Origin of the sequence: Streptomyces sp. NPDC008125, assembly GCF_042957125.1 — a bacterium.
Lineage (GTDB): Bacteria > Actinomycetota > Actinomycetes > Streptomycetales > Streptomycetaceae > Streptomyces.
The window spans coordinates 485,428-504,563 of record NZ_JBIBHR010000003.1 but is presented as its reverse complement, the minus strand read 5'-3'; the positions used below and the strand labels follow the sequence as shown (position 1 = coordinate 504,563).

Here is a 19,136-nt window from a genome sequence, read left to right as displayed (position 1 = left end):
CTCACCAGCAAGCCGTCGGCGGACGGAAGGATTCCCGGACAGGCCGGACAGGCCGGACAGGCCCTCGGCGTGCCGTTCGGCGTCTCCCGGTCGCCGACGAAGTCGCCATGGCCGGCGGATCGGTGGTGTCACGGCCGCCCGCCGGAAATCCCGTCGCCTCCCCGCCCCGCCGCTGCATAGGGTGACGGTCGCTTTTCCATCGGACGGGGGCCGACCGCATGCGTACGCACTATCCGCGCACCCCGCACCTCCCCTGGTCGCCGGGTGCCACATCCGACGACGTGCGGGTGCCGGACCTCGCGGCGCTCGCCGGGCGCGAGGTCGTGGTGACGGAGAAGCTCGACGGCGAGAACACCACGCTCTACGCGGACGGGCTGCATGCCCGCTCGCCGGACTCCGCGCACCATCCCTCGCGGGGGTGGGTGAAGGCGCTCCAGGGGCGGTTGGGTTCCCGCATACCGGCGGGGTGGCGGGTGTGCGGCGAGAACGTGTTCGCGCGGCACTCGATCCCGTACGACCGGCTGGACAGCTTCTTCTACGGCTTCTCCGTCTGGGACGGCGACCGCTGCCTCGGCTGGGACCGCACCACCGCGTTCCTGCGCGGGCTGGGTATCCCCGTACCGCCGGTGCTCTGGCGCGGGGTGTTCGACGCGCGGGCGGAGAGGGCGCTGCGGAAGCTCGCGCTCGACACCGGGCGGCAGGAGGGGTACGTCGTACGGCCCGCAGCGGCCTTCGGAGCCGACGAGTTCGGGCGAGTCGTCGCCAAGTGGGTGCGGCCGGGGCACGTGACGACGGGCACCCACTGGATGCACGCGGCGGTCGTCCCGAACGCGCTGGGCCCGTCCGCCGCCCTCTGGGACGTACGCTCCGGCGGCGCGGTCGACGCGGACGCCCTGTGCGTGGCGCTCTCCTCCGGTACGCGTACGGACCCCGCGCCCGACGTCCGTACGGCCCACGCCATGGGCACCGACGTCGTGGGCGCCGACGGCTCCGCGCTCTTCGGCGACGACCGGCTGGCCGGAGTCCTCGCGGGGCTGCTGCACCGCGAACGCCGGACCTCGATCGCGCCGCGGCTCGCCCCGGTCGTCGGGCTGGCGGCGGCCGTGCGGGTCGCCGACCTGGTGGGGCTCCACCGTTCGCTGCACCGCCCGTACCCGGACGAGGAGCGCCGGACCGGGCTGACCCGCATGTCCTGGGCGGCCGATCTGCCGACCCTGCACGCGCTCGCCGCGGCCACCGCCCCCACCGACGAGGCGCGCGGGTACGTCGAGTGGTCCGCGCTCCACGCCGAGGAGATCCGCCGGCCCGCCGGGCTGCGCGAGGTGTTCGACGGGCTGGAGCCGGACGCCGCCGACCGCTGCCTGGCGCAGGCCCGCGAGGCGTACGCGCTGGGGCGGATCTCGACCGCCGAGGAGGCGGTCGCCGCGACCTGGCGGCTGCGGTCCGGCGACTTCCCGCGCCTGGTCCTGGTGTGCGGGCCGTCCGGCAGCGGGAAGAGCACGTACGCCCGCGAACTGCCCGGGGTCACCACCCGCATCGCCCTCGACGACCTGCGCGAGGCGCGCGGCGACCGGGCCGACCAGAGCGCCAACGCCGAGGTGCTGCGGGAGGCGCTGGACCGGCTGGACCGCGCGCTGCGGCCCCGTACGACGACGGTCTGGGACGCCACCTCGCTCACCCGGGAGCAGCGCGCGCTGGTGCACGCCGCCGCCGGGCGCCGGGACGCGATGGTCACGCACGTGGTCGCGTGGGTGGGTGCGGAGGAGCTGGCCCGGCGCAACACGCGCCGCACCCATCCCGTACCGCCACAGGTGCAGGAGGCGCAGCTGCGTCGGTACGTCCCGCCCTACCCCGGCGAAGCGCACCGGACCTGGTACCTGGGCACGAGCGGGACGGTGGAGGCGAGGGCCTGATGCGGACCAGCGACGAGATCTACCACCGGATCCGGTGGGACGCCCGCTTCGATCCGGCGCGGTTCACCCTCGGGGTGGCGCAGCGCGGCCGGGAGCCGAAGCGGGTACCGATGCCGCGCTTCACTCCGGGCGGGGAGATCCCCTGGCACCGGGTGCTCTTCTTCGAGGCGGACGGCGAGACGGTGTGGGACCGGGCCTCGGGCCTGGACCGGGTGGACACGGCGGAGGCCGGGCGGGTGCGCGAGGCGCGGTCGCTGCCGTCGCCGTACTTCGCCGTCCGGACCCCGCACACCCACGACGGCCGAGCGTGGGCGCCCGCACCGCCTTCGGCCCCACTCGCCGGTTCCGCGGCCGGTTTGACCGTACTGACCTGGAACACGCTCTGGGACCGGTACGACTCCGAGCGCATCGCCACCGACCGCCGCCGCCCGCTCCTTCTCCATGCGCTGCGGGCCGCCGACGCGGACGTCATCGCCCTCCAGGAGGTCGAACCGCCGCTGCTGGAGCTGCTGGCGGGCAGCGCCTGGGTCCGCGAGGAGTACGCGTTCGGAGCCGCCCTCGACGGGCGGGACGTCACCGACTGCGGGCTGCTGCTGCTCAGCCGCCTGCCGGTGCGCGAGGCGGGGTGGCACCCGCTGGGGCGGCACAAGGCGGTCGCGGCCGTCGTGGTCGTGACGGCGGACGGGCCCGTCACCGTCGCGGTGACCCACCTCAGCAGCGACCACTCCCCCGAGGGCGCCGCCCGCCGCGACCACGAACTCGCCGACCTGGCCACGGGGTTGGCGGGCCTGGAGGGAGAGCTCCTGGTGGTCGGGGACTTCAACGACGGCGGCCCGAACCCGCAGTCGCGGCTCGGCCTGACGGACGCCTGGACGGCGGTGCACGGCCCGGACGACCGGACCCCCACCTTCGACCCCTCGGCGAACCCGCTGGCCGCCGTGGGCTCGCTCACCGGCCGGGCCTCACGGCTGGACCGGGTGCTCCACCGCCCGGGACGGCTGCGCCCGGTGGCGGCCGGGCTGGTGGGCGCGGCGCCGGACGCGACCGGCCTGTACGCCTCCGACCACTTCGGCGTACGCGTCGAACTGGCCCCGGCCGACGCCGTGATGGCCCCGGCCGACGGACTGGCCCCGGCCGACGCCGAAGCGGCCCCCGGAGCGGATTCCGAGGCGGATTCCGAGGCGGATTCCGAGGCGGATTCCGGCGTCGGCGAGACGGTCCTCCACCGGGTGGCGGCGGCGCTGCCCGGCGGGAGCGTGCACCTCGTCGGTTCGCGGCGGATCGGCGGCGCGCTGCCCGGCGCGGACGTGGACCTGGTGGCGGCGCTGCCCGGCCCGGTCGGGGCCCGGGCGCTAGGGCGTCGGCTGCCGGACGCCGAGGGGGTGCGCGAGGTGGTCGGGGCCCGGGTGCCCGGACTGCGCTTCTCCCTCGGTGGCGTACGGGTGGACCTGGTGACCGTGGTCACGGCCGGGATTGCCCCGGCCGAGGCGGTCGAGCGGCGCGAGGAGCTGGGTGCTGCCGCGGCCGTCGCGCTGAGCGCGGTGAGCGACGCGGAGGCGGTGCGCGAGACCATGGCCCCGTACCGCCGGGCGTTCACCGAGCTGGCCCACGACGTGAAGGCGTGGGCGCGGGCGCGCGGGCTGGACTCGGCTCCGTGCGGAGGACTGCCGGGCCTGGCCTGGACGGTGCTGGCGGCCAGGACCGTCCACGCGGCGGAAGCTGCGGGCGCGGCGGAGGCGACAGGAGCGGTCCGGCCGACGCGTACGGCGCTGCTGCGGCGGTTCTTCGCCCAGTGGGCGGAGTGGGACTGGGCCCGGCCCGTGGCGTACGCGGGCACCCCCGAAGTCCCCCGCACGGGAGCCGCCGTCACGGTCCTGACGCCGACCGCCCCCGTGCGGTCCTGCACCACGCAGGTGTCGGCGGCGGGCCGGGACCTGCTCGCCGAGGAGCTGTTCCGGGCGTGGGAGGTGCTGGAGACGGCGGCGGACGCCGAGCCCGTCCCGTACGCCCGGCTCTGCGCCCCGCCGCCGCTCCCCCTGCGCCACTCCGCCTGGGCGCTGATCTCCGTACGCGAGGGCGCGGACGAGGGCCGCTTCCGGGGACGGCTCCTGGCGTTCCTCGACGCCCTCGCCGGGTCCGGTTCCCCCGACACCCACGCCTGGCCGCGCCCGGTCGCCGGGGGCGCCGACGCGGGGTTCGTCCGGTACGCCGTCGGGCTCGGCGCCACTCCCCCGGACGCGCAGCGCCTCACGGAGATCGGCGCGGAGATCCTGCGCGGGCTGCCCGGCGCCCGGGTGAGCCGGACGGTGGCGCCGCCCCCGCTGGGCTGAGGGGCTGAGGGGCTGAGGGGGCTGAGGGGGCTGAGGGGGCCCCGACGCCGTTCGCCTCCACCCGCCGCCGTCCCCCGCCCGCGCCGTCGTTTCCCGCTCGCGTGGCCGACTTCGCCGACCGGACGCAGGATGGATGCTCCCGGGGGGAGTGGCACGGCTACGGCCCGACAGGAGAAAACGATGAGCGACGGCGTGTACCTGGCCTACGACTATCCGGTCCTCGGCGCCTTCTGGACCGCGATGTGGGTCTTCATCTGGGTCCTCTGGCTGGTGCTCCTCTTCCGGATCATCGCCGACATCTTCCGCGACGACGACATGAGCGGCTGGGGCAAGACCCTCTGGCTCATCGTCGTGATCGTGCTGCCGTACATCGGCGTCTTCGCGTACGTCATCGCCCGGGGCAGGGGCATGGGCAGCCGCGAGCACAAGCACGCGAAGGACCAGCAGCACGCGTTCGAGACGTACATCCGCGAGACGGCGGGCGGCTCCGCCACCCCGGCCGAGCAGCTGTCCAAGCTCTCCGAGGTACGGGCGCGGGGCGACATCTCGGACGAGGAGTTCGAGCGGGCCAAGGCGAAGATCATCGGCTGACGGACGCCGCACAGCACACCGCCGGGCCCGGTTCCCTCCCCGACGCGGGGTTCAGAACCGGGCCCGGCGGTGCTCAGCGCTCAGCCGGCTCAGCCGTTGGCCCACTCCGCCACGGTGACGACCTCGGCCTGCTTCGGGAAGACCTTCTCCGTCAGGACCCGGTGCACCTCGGGGTCGCCGTCCGCGCAGGCGTCCGAGAGGACGGTGAGCCGGTAGTCGAGGTCGGCGGCCTGGCGCACGGTCGACAGCACCACCCCGCTGGTGGCGATACCGGCGAGGACCAGGTGGCCGAAGCCGCCCGCCCGCAGCACCATGTCGAGGTCGCTGCCCGCGAAGGCGCTCACCCGCCGCTTGACGACCACGACGTCCTCCGGGCGGGGCTCCACCCGGGAGTGGATCGGGTTGGGGTCCACGCCTGCGGGCGCCGCCCGGCGACCGGCCAGACCGGCGAACATCTTGTTCCGCGGGTGGATCTCGGGGGCCCCGGGACGGAACCCGACCGTCACATGAATCACCTGCGTCCCCTCGCTCCTGGCGTGCTCGACGGCCTCCTCCACCCGGTCCAGGTAATCCGGCCCGGCAAGCCGCTCGACGATGAGCTTCTGGACGTCCATGATCAGCAGGGTCGCGCGTTCGGACATCGGGTTCCTTCTCTCGTACAGGAGTCGACGGGGGCCGATGAGAGCCGCTGAGGGGCAACGGGTGCAACGGCTGCTCGTCCGGGCGACCGTACTGCGCCGCCCCGCTCAACTCCCCGCAGGGGTGGCCTAGATACTTGACGGATGAACAACAGCACCACCGCCGTCGCCTGGGCCCTGCGCCCCGCACTCCCCGGCGACCTGGAGACCATCGCGGACCTGCGCGCCGAGGCCATGCGGCCGGACCTGGAACGCCTCGGACGGTACGACGACCACCGCGTACGCCAGCGGCTGCGCGACGCCTGGGCGCCCGAGCACACCTCGGTCATCGAGGTCGACGGAGCCTTCGCCGGAAGTGTGACCCTGCGCCCCGTCGAGCGGGGCCGCCGGCTGGAGAACTTCTACATCGCCCCCGGCGTCCAGGGGCGTGGCATAGGCACCGCGGTCCTCCGCTCGCTGCTCACCCGCGCCGACGAGGCGGGCGCGGAGGTCCGGCTGATCGTCGTCCAGGGCAGCGCGGCCCGCCCGCTGTACGAGCGCCACGGCTTCGTCGAGGAGAGCCAGGACCCGATCGACGTCCACATGGTCCGCCGGCCCGTCCGCAACGCCTCGGCGGCCGTCACCGGCTGAGGCACGGAGCACCCCGGCGTCTCGACTCCGTGAGGGCCGGGCAGCCACGGTCCGGGCGCGGACGCGCGGATGGAGCGGATGGACCCGCCCGGATCATGGGCAGGCTCCCGCCGCCCGGGCCTCCCGCCCTCGGTGATCCGGTCAACCGGAATCACAGATTCCAGGCACGTACGTGCGTACGAATCGGGCTACTGTCGCGGGGAACGAGTCAAGGAGAAGCATGAACACCCGCATCCGGACCGGTGCACTCGTCGCCGCGGCCTCCGCCCTGCTGCTGGCCACCGCCTGCACGGCCGACGGAACCACTCCCTCCGTCTCGGTCGAGGGCAAACTCGGCACGGCGCAGATCAAGGGAAAGCCGCGCAGGGTCGTCGCACTCGACAGCGCCAGTGCCGACATCGCGCTCTCCCTCGGCTTCAAGCCGACGGCCATGCCCGCCGCCGACGAGGGAGTACCCGGCGGCATCACGCCCTGGACGAAGAACGCCCTCTCCGGCAAGCAGCCCCACCTGCTCCCCGCCGGCGGGGACGTGGTCGCCACGGTCGCCTCGTACAAGCCCGACGTGATCCTGGCGACCAGGGACCGCACCCTCGCCCCCGTGTACGCGAAGCTCTCCGCCATCGCGCCCGTCGTCCACTACGCCAAGGGCCCCGACACCGACCCCTGGCAGACGAGCACCCGCCTCATCGCCAAGGCGCTCGGCGTCAAGGACCAGGGCGACCAGCTGATCAGCGCCGCCGAGCAGACCGCGCTCGACGCCCGCGCCGCCTACCCCGCCATGTCCGGGACCCGCTTCAACCTGCTGATCCACCCCATGCCCCACGGGGTCGGCGCGGTGAAGTCGCGCGAGGACACCTCCACGCGCGTGCTGCGCAGGCTCGGGATCAAGCTGAACGAACTCATCGCGCTGCTGCCCGACGCCGGCGACCCGGCACGCACCTACCTCGACTACGCCGACGTCGGCCAGGCCGACACCGACATCGTCTTCGCCACCGGCACCACGGACGCCCTCGCCACCCTGGAGAAGACCCCCGCCTTCCGGAAGATGCCGGCCGTCACCGAAGGCCGGTACATCCCGCTCGGCCCCGCCCTCGCCCAGGCCCTCGCCGAACCGACCCCGCACAGCGTGGAATGGGCGGTCGCGGAACTGGCCCCGAAGATAGGCGCGGCGGCCCTGGCGGCCCGGCGGTAACGCCACCTCCCGCCCGCCGGACGGCACAGGACAGCACAGGACAGCACAGAAGAAGGGCCCCGTCCCACCGCTCGCGCGGCGGGCCGGGGCCCTTCTCGGTGCTCAGTGAGGAGCAACCAGGTCAGACTCTCAAGTGACTACTTGAGGATCTTGGTGACCTGGCCGGCGCCCACGGTCCGGCCACCCTCACGGATGGCGAACTTCAGGCCCTCTTCCATGGCGACCGGCTGGATCAGCACGACGTTCATGACGGTGTTGTCGCCCGGCATGACCATCTCGGTGCCCTCGGGAAGGGTCACAACGCCCGTGACGTCCGTGGTACGGAAGTAGAACTGCGGGCGGTAGTTGTTGAAGAACGGGGTGTGACGGCCACCCTCGTCCTTCGACAGGATGTAGGACTGGGCCTCGAACTCGGTGTGCGGCGTGACCGAACCGGGCTTGATGATGACCTGGCCGCGCTCGACGTCCTCGCGCTTGATGCCACGGAGGAGCAGACCGACGTTCTCACCGGCCTGGCCCTCGTCGAGCAGCTTGCGGAACATCTCGATGCCGGTGACCGTGGTGGTGGTCTTCTCCTGCTTGATGCCCACGATGTCAACGGTCTCGTTGACCTTCAGGACACCACGCTCGATGCGGCCGGTGACGACGGTGCCACGACCGGTGATCGTGAAGACGTCCTCGATCGGCATCAGGAACGGCTTGTCGACGTCGCGCTCGGGCTGCGGGATCGACTCGTCGACGGCGGCCATCAGGTTCAGGACCGACTGGCCCCACTCCTTGTCGCCCTCGAGCGCCTTGAGCGCCGAGACCTTGACGACCGGCAGGTCGTCGCCCGGGAACTCGTACTCGGAGAGGAGCTCACGGACCTCGAGCTCGACGAGCTCCAGGATCTCCTCGTCGTCCACCATGTCGGCCTTGTTCAGGGCGACGACGATGTACGGAACGCCGACCTGGCGGGCCAGGAGCACGTGCTCCTTGGTCTGCGGCATCGGGCCGTCGGTGGCGGCGACCACGAGGATGGCGCCGTCCATCTGCGCGGCACCCGTGATCATGTTCTTGATGTAGTCCGCGTGACCGGGGCAGTCGACGTGCGCGTAGTGACGCGACTCCGTCTGGTACTCGACGTGCGCGATCGAGATCGTGATACCGCGCTGGCGCTCCTCGGGAGCCTTGTCGATCTGGTCAAAGGCCGAGGCCTCGTTCAGGTCGGGGTACGCGTCGTGCAGCACCTTGGTAATGGCGGCCGTGAGGGTCGTCTTACCGTGGTCGATGTGACCAATGGTGCCGATGTTGACGTGGGGCTTAGTCCGCTCGAACTTCGCCTTCGCCACTGGGTCCTCCTGGGGAGTGGTTCTGTACGCCTTGCTTCATCGGCGCCAGGTGATCTTTGCTGGGATGCCGGAACCCGGGGCATCCACCGCTTCCGCTTCCGCATCGACGGTGAATGCCCACCAGGCTCCGGTGACAAGCCTAAAGCGTGAGCTCGGGAGAGTTACTCGCCCTTGGCCTTCGCGATGATCTCCTCGGCGACGTTCCGCGGAACCTCGGCGTAGGAGTCGAACTGCATCGAGTAGCTTGCGCGACCCGAAGTCTTGCTACGGAGGTCTCCGACGTAGCCGAACATCTCCGAGAGGGGCACGAGGCCCTTCACGATGCGAGCACCGCTGCGCTCCTCCATGGCCTGAATCTGGCCACGGCGGGAGTTGATGTCGCCGATGACCTCACCCATGTAGTCCTCGGGCGTGGTGACCTCAACGGCCATCATGGGCTCGAGAATGACGGGAGAAGCCTTGCGCGCGGCCTCCTTGAAGGCCTGCGAACCGGCGATCTTGAACGCGAGTTCCGAGGAGTCGACCTCGTGGTAGCCACCGTCGAGAAGAATGACGCGGACGCCAGTCATCTCGTAGCCGGCCAGGATGCCGAACTGCATGGCCTCCTGCGCGCCCGCGTCCACCGAGGGGATGTACTCCTTGGGGATGCGGCCACCGGTGACCTTGTTCACGAACTCGTACGAGGCGTCGCCGCCCTCGATCGGCTCGATCGCGATCTGCACCTTCGCGAACTGACCGGTACCACCGGTCTGCTTCTTGTGGGTGTAGTCCAGACGCTCGACGGCCTTGCGGATCGTCTCGCGGTACGCGACCTGGGGCTTGCCGACGTTCGCCTCGACCTTGAACTCGCGACGCATACGGTCGACGAGGACGTCGAGGTGGAGCTCGCCCATACCACCGATGATGGTCTGGCCGGTCTCCTCGTCCGAGTGAACCTGGAAGGAGGGGTCCTCCTCCGCGAGACGCTGGATGGCAACACCCAGCTTCTCCTGGTCACCCTTGGACTTGGGCTCGATGGCGACCTGAATGACCGGCGCCGGGAAGTCCATGGACTCCAGGATGACCGGGTTCTTGTCGTCACACAGCGTCTCACCGGTGGTGGTCTGCTTCAGGCCCATGACGGCGACGATGTCGCCGGCGCCCACCGCGTCGATCTCCTCACGCTTGTTCGCGTGCATGCGGTAGATCTTGCCGATGCGCTCCTTCTTGCCCTTGACGGAGTTCAGCACCGCGGTGCCGGCCTCCAGGCGACCCGAGTAAACCCGGATGAAGGTGAGCTTGCCGAGGTGCGGGTCGCTCGCGATCTTGAAGGCGAGCGCGGCGAGCGGCTCGTCCTCCGAAGGCTTGCGGGTGATGACCTGCTCGGCGTCGGAGACCGCGTGGCCCTCGATGCCCTCGACGTCCAGCGGCGACGGGAGGTAGCGGACGACCGCGTCGAGCAGGGGCTGAACACCCTTGTTCTTGAACGCGGTGCCACAGAACACCGGGGTGACCGTGGTGTCCCCACCCTTGCCGGAGGCAATGGTGATGCGACGGACAGCGGCGTAGATCTGCTCCTCGGTGGGCTCGGTGCCCTCCAGGAACAGCTCCATCATCTGGTCGTCGTTCTCGGCGACGGTCTCGACGAGCTTGGCGCGGTACTCGTCCGCCAGCTCCTGGAGATCGGCCGGGATGTCGACGACGTCGTACATCTCGCCCTTGGACGCGTCGGCGGACCAGACCAGGGCCTTCATGCGGACGAGGTCCACAACACCCTGGAAGTCGGCCTCGGCACCGATCGGCAGCTGCATGACGATCGGGGTCGCGCCGAGGCGGTCCACGATCATGTCGACGCAGCGGAGGAACTCCGCGCCGGTCCGGTCGAGCTTGTTGACGAAGCAGATACGCGGAACGCCGTAGCGGTCCGCCTGACGCCAAACGGTCTCGGACTGGGGCTCGACGCCGGCAACGCCGTCGAACACCGTCACGGCGCCGTCGAGGACGCGGAGCGAACGCTCCACCTCGACGGTGAAGTCCACGTGGCCGGGGGTGTCGATGATGTTGATCGTGTGATCGACATCCTCGAGGGGCCAGTGGCAGGTCGTCGCGGCAGACGTGATCGTGATGCCGCGCTCCTGCTCCTGCTCCATCCAGTCCATCGTGGCAGCGCCGTCGTGGACTTCACCGATCTTGTACGAAACACCGGTGTAGAACAGGATCCGCTCAGTGGTGGTCGTCTTGCCCGCGTCGATGTGGGCCATGATCCCAATGTTGCGGACCTTGGCCAGGTCAAGCGAAGTGGTAGCCATAAGGCTTCAGTCTTCTCTCGGTCTCGATGTGGGTAACGACTACCAGCGGTAGTGCGCGAAGGCCTTGTTGGACTCGGCCATCTTGTGGGTGTCCTCGCGCTTCTTCACGGCCGCACCGAGGCCGTTGGAGGCGTCGAGCAGCTCGTTCATGAGGCGCTCGGTCATGGTCTTCTCACGACGGGCGCGGGAGTAACCGACGAGCCAGCGCAGAGCGAGGGTTGACGCGCGACCGGGCTTGACCTCGATCGGCACCTGGTAGGTGGCGCCACCGACACGGCGGGACTTGACCTCAAGGGCGGGCTTGACGTTCTCAAGCGCGCGCTTCAGCGTGATGACCGGGTCGTTGCCGGTCTTCTCGCGGAGGCCTTCCATGGCGCCGTACACGATCCGCTCGGCGGTGGAACGCTTGCCGTCGAGCAGGATCTTGTTGATCAGCGACGTGACAAGAGGAGAGCTGTAGACCGGGTCGATGATGACCGGGCGCTTCGGGGCGGGGCCCTTACGAGGCATTCTTACTTCTCCTTCTTGGCGCCGTAGCGGCTGCGGGCCTGCTTGCGGTTCTTGACACCCTGGGTGTCGAGCGAGCCGCGGATGATCTTGTAACGAACACCCGGCAGGTCCTTCACACGGCCACCACGCACGAGCACGATGGAGTGCTCCTGCAGGTTGTGTCCCTCACCCGGGATGTAGGCCGTGACCTCGATGCCGGAGGTCAGACGCACACGCGCGACCTTACGGAGGGCCGAGTTCGGCTTCTTCGGGGTGGTCGTGAACACACGCGTGCAGACGCCGCGGCGCTGGGGCGAACCCTCGAGCGCGGGCGTCTTGTTCTTCTCGACCTTGTCCTGCCGGCCCTTCCGGACCAGCTGCTGGATCGTAGGCACTACTTCTCCGGTTTCTGTGTGCCGTTCGTTGAAACTAACCTGGAACATCGCCGACCCACGCGGTCGGGTGTGTCGAATACTGCGGACCTCTGCCGGAAAACAACGGATGAGGCGCAGATTGCGGTGGCCCTTTCGCGGACCCGGCTTGCGGCTGAGGACACGCATGCCGAGCCCAGGCACACCCCAGGCACAAGGCTTGAGCGTACCTACCTCATCGACTTGGGTCAAAACAAATGGGGCGCGGCCGGATGCGCGACGGCCGGCCCCCCGGAGGAGACGACACCGCGGTGGCGTACGGACGACCGGTCCGGGCCCCTCGGGCAAACGTACCGCGTACGCCGTCCCCCTGATCCGTGACGGCCGGAGCGCGGACGGAGCGTGGGCACGGCGCGGGCGGAACGCCGCAGGCCCTTAGGGTGAGGCCCGCCCGCAGACCACCCCGTCGGGCACACGCGGGGCCCGCGCTCACGCGGGGACCGGGCCCGGCCGCCGCACCGTCCCGGAGAGGCCCACGCGGCCCCTCGGGGCGGGACGAGGGCCATCGGCTCAGCGTGCGCCGGCACCATCGGAGGAAACACTGTGATCAATCTCGCCGCCCCGGTCAATCCGGTCCTGCTCTCCGCCGCCCCGCTCCGGTCACCGAGCAGCGTGGCCCAGTCGATGTTCTGGGAAGCGACGGACCAGCTCTGGTACGTGTGCCAGCGTTACGTCACCGAGGGCGACCAGGCCCGTCTGCTGGTCAGCAGGCTGCGAGCCGACGGCACGCTGCTGGACTCCATGACCCTCCTGAGGGCCGGCCACGGGGCGAACATCGGTGTCGACCGCCGGAACGACGGCATCCATCTCTGGACCGACGCGCTCGTCTCCGAGAGCCTCTGGGCCCAGGCCATAGCCCGGGTCGCCTACGTGCCCGACGGCGTCGCCGACGCGTCCGACCCCCAGTCCGTCGCCCTCCACCAGCCGAGAACCGGCGTGTACCGGGTGTCGGCCACCGTCGACCCGGTCGCCCGAGAGCTGATCTTCCGGAGCCAGAGCAGCAACGTCTCCTCCGCCACCTCCGTCGCCCTCGTCGACCGCTACGACCTCGACGCGGCCGCGGAAGGGGTCTTCGAACCCCTCGGGACCGTCAGCCAGGTGTCCGACCGGACGCTCCAGGGATACGCCAGCCTCGGCGGATACCTCTACACGCTCTACGGCGACAGCGCGCAGGCCAACACCTACATCACCTGCACGGACTGGCGGTCCGGGCAGGTCGTCGGCGACCAGCACATCACCACGCTGAGTTCGCTCTCCGACCGGGAGCCGGAAGGGCTCTGCGTCTATCAGGCGGCCCCCGGGGACACGGCGTCCGCGACCCTGGCCTTCGGCTTCGCGGACGGCGTACCGGGCGGCCGCACGTTCTACGCGGCCCGCTTCCCCCATCCCGGCACGCCCGCGTGGGTCAAGGTCCCCTACGACACGTCCCTGTACGTCCCGAACAGCGACAACTACCCGCCTCAGTACCGGCTCGCCGGTGACCAGGTCCACCTGCACTTCGGGATCTCCCGCATCGACGGGAAGCCCTGGACCAACGGGGAGGTGCTGTTCCGCCTCCCGGTCCCCGCACGGCCCGACCGCACCCAGCGGCTGGTGGGGGTCGTCTCCGGCGCCGGGGTCACCGCGGACACCATGGCCGTCCGGTTCGAGGTGACCGTCGGCGGTGACGTCGTCATCTACGACGAACGTCCGCTGACCGGCTGGGTGGGCGGGGACCACAGCTTCTGGCGCTGCTGAGGCCGTTCGCCCCCGGAGAGGTGCCCGGCCCCGGCCCCGGCCACAGCCCCGGCCACAGCCACGACAGGCCGTCAGCCCCCCTCCGCCTCTCCGCCTCTCCGCCTCTCAGGCCGACACGGTCGTCGCGGTCCTCCGGGGGCGCTCCCCCACCATCCGGTCGAAGAGCCGGCCCGTGGCACCGCTCACCGCCGCGTCCAGGTGCTCGGGCTCACCGAGCGCCAGGGTCCAGGCCGGTCCGCCCGACACGGACCCGGCGCGCAGGACGAGGCGGCCCCGGCCGTCCTCGTCCACCCGTACCTCATGACCGGCCGGGTGGCCCGCGTCCGCCCCGTCCGGCCAGGGCCAGGTGCCGGCACCGGGCACCGTACGCCGGGTCAGCCGGATACCGGTGCCGAGGCCGACGGGGCGCCGGCTGAGGAGCCGGGCGGGCCGGCCGTCCGCCGCCGGAGCCAGGCGTACCCGCCCCGGGGCGCCGTCCGCGTCGAGAAGCGCCAGGCGCGTCCCGGCCCCGACCGCCGCGACGAGGCCGTCGCGCATCTCCCGCGACCAGTTCGCCTCCCGGCCCGACACCACCACGGCCGTGTGGCGGGCGGGATCGACACGCCCCTCGTGCAGGTCGAGGGCGCTCGCGTAGGTCACGTCGTACCCCGCCTCCTCCACCCAGCGCGCGAGAGCGGTGTCCTGGGGGAGCGCGGCCGGCAGACCCAGCCCGGCGTAGGGCCGGTCGAAGGACACCTGGAGGGGCCCGTCGCCGGCCGCCGGGCCGGGGGGCAGTGGCCAGGGGTTGTCCGCCTGGTAGCCGGTGAACGGCAGCACGATCAGGACGTCCGAACCGCGGGACTCCTCGCGGACGACGAAGGGGGTGAAGCTGCGGAAACCGTCCTCCGTGGTGAAGACCGCCAGGAAGATTCCCGAGACCCAGCCGGACGGGACGTCCAGCTTCCAGGAGACGGGCCAGTCGCAGGCGACAGCCCCGGTACGGCGGGAGACCGCCGGCGCGTCACGCGGACCCACCGCGACCGGTTCCCCGGTCAGCAGATGCCGTGCCCCGGCTCCGGCGTAGTGGCCCACCCGGTAGACGGAGACCGTGCACTCCTGCTCACGGTGGGACGCGAGGTGGAAATCGAGCGACGCCCCCGGCGCGACCGATGTGGCGGAAGCGTACCCCTGGATCTCGGGCTTCCGGACGGTCACCCCGCTGGTCTCCCGATGGCCGACCGACCAGGCGTCGGAACCGGTCGCCAGGTTCTCCCGCACCACCGGATTGTCCCCGCTACGCGGACTCGGACGGGCGGCGGACGCGGGGCTCGCGGCGGCGGTCGCGCCGCCGCCGGCCACGGCCGCCGCTCCGAGGAAGTGCAGCAGGGACCGGCGCGACACGTACGGCATTCGAGACCTCCACGGAGCCGTACCGGAGGGGTCGGTCCGGTACGCCGGGGCCTCTGCGGCAACGACGGCCCCCGGTCCCGTCGCTGATCACTCATCGTAGAACGCCTGTCCGACCGTTCAGGCGGTCCGGGCGATCACGAACCGGAAACGCCGCAGGGCGGCCACCCCAACGGGGTGGCCGCCCTGCGGTCGGTCGATCGGACGACCCGCTTACTGGTTGTACGGACCGTAGTCGTAGTCCTCCAGCGGAACGGCCTGGCCGGAGCCGGTGCCGAACGGCGAGTAGTCGATGTCGTCGTAGCCGACGGCCGAGTACATCGCGGCCTTGGCCTCCTCGGTCGGCTCGACCCGGATGTTGCGGTAGCGGGCGAGGCCCGTACCGGCCGGGATGAGCTTACCGATGATGACGTTCTCCTTGAGGCCGATCAGGGAGTCCGACTTGGCGTTGATCGCCGCGTCGGTCAGGACCCTGGTCGTCTCCTGGAAGGACGCCGCCGACAGCCACGACTCGGTGGCGAGCGAGGCCTTGGTGATACCCATCAGCTGCGGACGGCCGGAGGCGGGGTGTCCGCCCTCGGTGACCACACGACGGTTCTCGGTCTCGAACTTCGAGCGCTCGACGAGCTCGCCCGGCAGGAGCTCCGCGTCGCCGGACTCGATGATCGTCACGCGGCGGAGCATCTGCCGGATGATGATCTCGATGTGCTTGTCGTGGATCGACACGCCCTGCGAGTTGTAGACCTTCTGGACTTCGCCGACCAGGTGGACCTGGACCGCACGCTGGCCGAGGATGCGCAGCACGTCGTGCGGGTTGGTCGCACCGAAGGTCAGCTTCTGGCCGACCTCGACGTGGTCGCCCTCGCGGACGAGCACCTTGGCGCGCTTGGAGATCGGGAAGGGAGTCTCCTCGCTTCCGTCGTCCGGCGTGACGATGATCTTCTTGGTCTTCTCGGTCTCTTCGATCCGGATGCGGCCTGCGGCCTCGGAGATCGGAGCGACACCCTTCGGCGTACGGGCTTCGAAGAGCTCGACGACACGGGGCAGACCCTGGGTGATGTCGTCACCGGCCACACCACCGGTGTGGAAGGTACGCATCGTCAGCTGGGTACCGGGCTCACCGATGGACTGGGCGGCGATGATGCCGACCGCCTCACCGATGTCGACCAGCTTGCCGGTGGCGAGCGAGCGTCCGTAGCAGAAGGCACAGGTGCCGACCGCGGACTCACAGGTCAGGACCGAACGGGTCTTGACCTCCTCGACACCCGCGTTCACGAGGGCGTCGATGAGCACGTCACCGAGGTCCACGTTGGCCGGCGCGATGACCTTGCCGTCGATGACGACGTCCTCGGCCAGCATGCGGGCGTACACCGAGGTCTCGACGTCGTCCGTCTTGCGAAGGACGCCGTCCTCACCCTTGACCGCGATCTTCAGCTTGAGGCCGCGGTCGGTGCCGCAGTCCTCCTCGCGGATGATCACGTCCTGCGAGACGTCCACCAGACGACGGGTCAGGTAACCCGAGTCGGCGGTACGCAGGGCGGTGTCGGCCAGACCCTTACGGGCACCGTGCGTGGAGATGAAGTACTCGAGGACGGTCAGGCCCTCACGGAACGACGCCTTGATGGGACGCGGGATCGTCTCGTTCTTGGCGTTCGACACCAGACCACGCATACCGGCGATCTGACGCATCTGCATCATGTTTCCTCGGGCACCCGAGTCAACCATCATGAAGATGGGGTTCACCTTGGGGAAGTTCGCGTTCATCGCCTCGGCGACCTCGTTGGTCGCCTTGGTCCAGATCGCGATGAGCTCCTGCGTGCGCTCGTCCTTGGTGATCAGACCACGCTCGTACTGCTTCTGGACCTTCTCGTCCTGCTCCTCGTAGCCGCGCACGATGGCCTTCTTGGCCTCGGGCACGACGATGTCGGAGACCGCGACGGTCACACCGGAGCGGGTCGCCCAGTGGAAACCGGCCGCCTTCAGGTTGTCGAGCGTCGCCGCCACGATGACCTTGGGGTAGCGCTCGGCCAGGTCGTTGACGATCTCGGAGAGCTGCTTCTTGCCCACCGAGTAGTCGACGAACGGGTAGTCCTCGGGCAGCAGCTCGTTGAAGAGCGCGCGGCCCAGGCTCGTACGCAGACGGAAGGTGTCACCGGGCTGGTACTCGGGCTCGCCCTCCTCGGCGACCGGCGGCACCCAGCCACGCGGCGGGATGGTGCCCACCGGGAAGCGGATGTCGACCTTCGCCTGGAGCGACAGCTCGCGGGCGTCGAAGGCCATGGTGGCCTCGGCCGTGGAGCCGAACGCGCGGTCCGTGCCCTTGACGTTGCGGCCCTCTTCGTCCGTCGTGAGGAAGAAGAGACCCAGCACCATGTCCTGGGTCGGCATGGTGACGGGGCGACCGTCGGCCGGCTTCAGGATGTTGTTCGAGGACAGCATCAGGATGCGGGCCTCGGCCTGCGCCTCCGCGGAGAGCGGCAGGTGCACGGCCATCTGGTCACCGTCGAAGTCCGCGTTGAACGCGGTGCAGACGAGCGGGTGAATCTGGATGGCCTTGCCCTCGACCAGCTGGGGCTCGAAGGCCTGGATGCCGAGGCGGTGCAGGGTGGGCGCACGGTTCAGCAGCACCGGGTGCTCGGCGATGACCTCTTCGAGGACGTCGTACACGACGGTGCGGCCACGCTCGACCATGCGCTTCGCCGACTTGATGTTCTGCGCGTGGTTCAGGTCCACCAGGCGCTTCATCACGAACGGCTTGAAGAGCTCCAGCGCCATGGCCTTCGGCAGACCGCACTGGTGCAGCTTGAGCTGCGGGCCGACGACGATCACGGAACGCGCGGAGTAGTCCACGCGCTTGCCGAGGAGGTTCTGACGGAATCGACCCTGCTTGCCCTTGAGCATGTCGCTCAGGGACTTCAGCGGACGGTTGCCGGGACCCGTGACCGGGCGACCACGACGGCCGTTGTCGAACAGCGCGTCGACGGCCTCCTGGAGCATGCGCTTCTCGTTGTTCACGATGATCTCGGGGGCACCGAGGTCGAGGAGGCGCTTCAGGCGGTTGTTGCGGTTGATCACACGGCGGTACAGGTCGTTCAGGTCGGAGGTCGCGAAGCGGCCACCGTCCAGCTGCACCATCGGACGCAGGTCCGGCGGGATGACCGGCACGCAGTCGAGCACCATGCCCTTGGGCTTGTTGCTGGTCTGCAGGAACGCGGAGACGACCTTGAGGCGCTTGAGCGCACGGGTCTTCTTCTGGCCCTTGCCGGAGCGGATGATCTCGCGGAGGCGCTCGGCCTCCTCATCGAGGTCGAAGGACTCCAGGCGCTTCTGCAGCGCGGCGGCGCCCATGCAGCCGTCGAAGTACGTGCCGAAGCGGTCACGCAGCTCGCGGTAGAGCAGCTCGTCGCCCTCGAGGTCCTGGACCTTGAGGTTCTTGAAGCGGCTCCACACCTCGTCGAGACGGTCGATCTCGCGCTGCGCACGGTCGCGCAGCTGCTTCATCTCACGCTCGGCACCTTCGCGCACCTTGCGGCGCACGTCGGCCTTGGCGCCCTCGGCCTCGAGCTCGGCCAGGTCGGTCTCGAGCTTCTTGGCGCGGTTCTCCAGGTCGGAGTCGCGGCGGTTCTCGACCTGCTGACGCTCGACGGAGACGTGGGCCTCCAGCGACGGGAGGTCGCGGGTGCGGCGCTCCTCGTCGACGAACGTGATCATGTACGCGGCGAAGTAGATGACCTTTTCGAGGTCCTTCGGCGCGAGGTCCAGCAGGTATCCGAGGCGCGACGGGACGCCCTTGAAGTACCAGATGTGGGTGACGGGAGCGGCAAGCTCGATGTGGCCCATGCGCTCACGGCGCACCTTGGCGCGCGTGACCTCGACGCCACAGCGCTCACAGATGATGCCCTTGAAGCGGACACGCTTGTACTTGCCGCAGTAGCACTCCCAGTCCCGGGTCGGACCGAAGATCTTCTCGCAGAAGAGTCCGTCCTTTTCGGGCTTGAGCGTGCGGTAGTTGATGGTCTCCGGCTTCTTCACTTCGCCGTGGGACCAGGTCCGGATGTCGTCCGCGGTGGCAAGGCCGATCCGCAGCTCGTCGAAGAAGTTGACGTCGAGCACTTGTCGTCAATCCCTCTTTCGGGGGTTCGAGCCCCTCGCCGTGAAGCGTGGAGATGGGGCACTTCAG

General features: G+C 70.3%; 13 protein-coding genes. 6 read left to right on the top strand and 7 right to left on the bottom strand.

Annotated features, from left to right (window positions below):
- Window positions 1-218 precede the first annotated feature (218 nt).
- The 3 genes from ACFZAX_RS07515 to ACFZAX_RS07505 all read left to right on the top strand — a co-directional run bounded on the left by ACFZAX_RS07515 (window position 219) and on the right by ACFZAX_RS07505 (window position 4,834).
- Window positions 219-1,913 carry an RNA ligase family protein gene (locus tag ACFZAX_RS07515; RefSeq protein WP_390960011.1) on the top strand — a complete coding sequence of 565 codons (1,695 nt, stop codon included), beginning with the start codon at window positions 219-221 and terminating at the stop codon, window positions 1,911-1,913.
- On the top strand, window positions 1,913-4,243 hold the full coding sequence (locus tag ACFZAX_RS07510; protein WP_390960008.1) for an RNA repair domain-containing protein: 2,331 nt from the start codon (window positions 1,913-1,915) through the stop codon (window positions 4,241-4,243). The genes ACFZAX_RS07515 and ACFZAX_RS07510 overlap by 1 nt, the downstream gene beginning before the upstream one ends.
- Before the next feature lie 180 nt (window positions 4,244-4,423).
- Window positions 4,424-4,834 (top strand): PLDc N-terminal domain-containing protein, encoded by a 411-nt coding sequence (locus ACFZAX_RS07505; protein ID WP_390960007.1) that lies wholly within the window; start codon window positions 4,424-4,426, stop codon window positions 4,832-4,834.
- A gap of 89 nt (window positions 4,835-4,923) precedes the next feature.
- Here the strand turns inward: ACFZAX_RS07505 and ACFZAX_RS07500 are convergent, their stop codons facing one another.
- Window positions 4,924-5,475, bottom strand: a complete 552-nt coding sequence (locus ACFZAX_RS07500; protein ID WP_390960005.1) for an isochorismatase family protein — start codon at window positions 5,473-5,475, stop codon at window positions 4,924-4,926.
- 141 nt (window positions 5,476-5,616) lie between these two features.
- Between ACFZAX_RS07500 and ACFZAX_RS07495 the strand changes: the two genes are divergently transcribed.
- Together ACFZAX_RS07495 and ACFZAX_RS07490 are read left to right on the top strand one after the other, a co-directional pair.
- Window positions 5,617-6,102, top strand: a complete 486-nt coding sequence (locus ACFZAX_RS07495) for a GNAT family N-acetyltransferase (RefSeq protein ID WP_390960003.1) — start codon at window positions 5,617-5,619, stop codon at window positions 6,100-6,102.
- Window positions 6,103-6,322: 220 nt separating this feature from the next.
- A complete protein-coding gene (locus ACFZAX_RS07490; protein WP_390960001.1) occupies window positions 6,323-7,294 on the top strand; it encodes an ABC transporter substrate-binding protein in 972 nt (323 codons plus the stop codon).
- 137 nt (window positions 7,295-7,431) lie between these two features.
- Here ACFZAX_RS07490 and tuf read toward each other — a convergent pair whose 3' ends face one another.
- From tuf to rpsL, 4 genes are all read right to left on the bottom strand, one after another.
- Complete coding sequence (tuf, locus tag ACFZAX_RS07485; RefSeq protein ID WP_327176205.1) at window positions 7,432-8,625, bottom strand: elongation factor Tu; 1,194 nt, start codon at window positions 8,623-8,625, stop codon at window positions 7,432-7,434.
- Between the two features lie 161 nt (window positions 8,626-8,786).
- Complete coding sequence (fusA, locus tag ACFZAX_RS07480) at window positions 8,787-10,913, bottom strand: elongation factor G (RefSeq protein WP_390959998.1); 2,127 nt, start codon at window positions 10,911-10,913, stop codon at window positions 8,787-8,789.
- 39 nt (window positions 10,914-10,952) lie between these two features.
- Window positions 10,953-11,423, bottom strand: a complete 471-nt coding sequence (rpsG, locus tag ACFZAX_RS07475) for a 30S ribosomal protein S7 (RefSeq protein ID WP_219611728.1) — start codon at window positions 11,421-11,423, stop codon at window positions 10,953-10,955.
- A 2-nt stretch (window positions 11,424-11,425) separates the two neighbouring features.
- Window positions 11,426-11,797, bottom strand: coding sequence for a 30S ribosomal protein S12 (gene rpsL / locus ACFZAX_RS07470; RefSeq protein WP_003948652.1), 372 nt, complete (start codon window positions 11,795-11,797; stop codon window positions 11,426-11,428).
- Window positions 11,798-12,376: 579 nt separating this feature from the next.
- Here rpsL and ACFZAX_RS07465 point away from each other — a divergent pair.
- The gene (locus tag ACFZAX_RS07465) at window positions 12,377-13,570 is read left to right on the top strand and encodes a hypothetical protein (RefSeq protein WP_390959995.1); all 1,194 of its coding nucleotides are present in this window, start codon (window positions 12,377-12,379) and stop codon (window positions 13,568-13,570) included.
- A 105-nt stretch (window positions 13,571-13,675) separates the two neighbouring features.
- Here the strand turns inward: ACFZAX_RS07465 and ACFZAX_RS07460 are convergent, their stop codons facing one another.
- Together ACFZAX_RS07460 and ACFZAX_RS07455 are read right to left on the bottom strand one after the other, a co-directional pair.
- A complete protein-coding gene (locus ACFZAX_RS07460) occupies window positions 13,676-14,959 on the bottom strand; it encodes a N,N-dimethylformamidase beta subunit family domain-containing protein (RefSeq protein WP_390959993.1) in 1,284 nt (427 codons plus the stop codon).
- A 210-nt stretch (window positions 14,960-15,169) separates the two neighbouring features.
- Window positions 15,170-19,069, bottom strand: a complete 3,900-nt coding sequence (locus tag ACFZAX_RS07455) for a DNA-directed RNA polymerase subunit beta' (protein WP_390959991.1) — start codon at window positions 19,067-19,069, stop codon at window positions 15,170-15,172.
- Window positions 19,070-19,136: the final 67 nt, after the last annotated feature.

Excerpts from the sequence above, each read along its gene's own strand:
- ACFZAX_RS07490 (WP_390960001.1), top strand. The coding sequence starts at position 6,323 with ATGAACACCCGCATCCGGACCGGTGCACTCGTCGCCGCGGCCTCCGCC.
- ACFZAX_RS07460 (WP_390959993.1), bottom strand. The coding sequence starts at position 14,959 with ATGCCGTACGTGTCGCGCCGGTCCCTGCTGCACTTCCTCGGAGCGGCG.
- ACFZAX_RS07505 (WP_390960007.1), top strand. The coding sequence starts at position 4,424 with ATGAGCGACGGCGTGTACCTGGCCTACGACTATCCGGTCCTCGGCGCC.
- ACFZAX_RS07515 (WP_390960011.1), top strand. The coding sequence starts at position 219 with ATGCGTACGCACTATCCGCGCACCCCGCACCTCCCCTGGTCGCCGGGT.
- ACFZAX_RS07495 (WP_390960003.1), top strand. The coding sequence starts at position 5,617 with ATGAACAACAGCACCACCGCCGTCGCCTGGGCCCTGCGCCCCGCACTC.
- ACFZAX_RS07500 (WP_390960005.1), bottom strand. The coding sequence starts at position 5,475 with ATGTCCGAACGCGCGACCCTGCTGATCATGGACGTCCAGAAGCTCATC.
- ACFZAX_RS07510 (WP_390960008.1), top strand. The coding sequence starts at position 1,913 with ATGCGGACCAGCGACGAGATCTACCACCGGATCCGGTGGGACGCCCGC.
- fusA (WP_390959998.1), bottom strand. The coding sequence starts at position 10,913 with ATGGCTACCACTTCGCTTGACCTGGCCAAGGTCCGCAACATTGGGATC.
- rpsG (WP_219611728.1), bottom strand. The coding sequence starts at position 11,423 with ATGCCTCGTAAGGGCCCCGCCCCGAAGCGCCCGGTCATCATCGACCCG.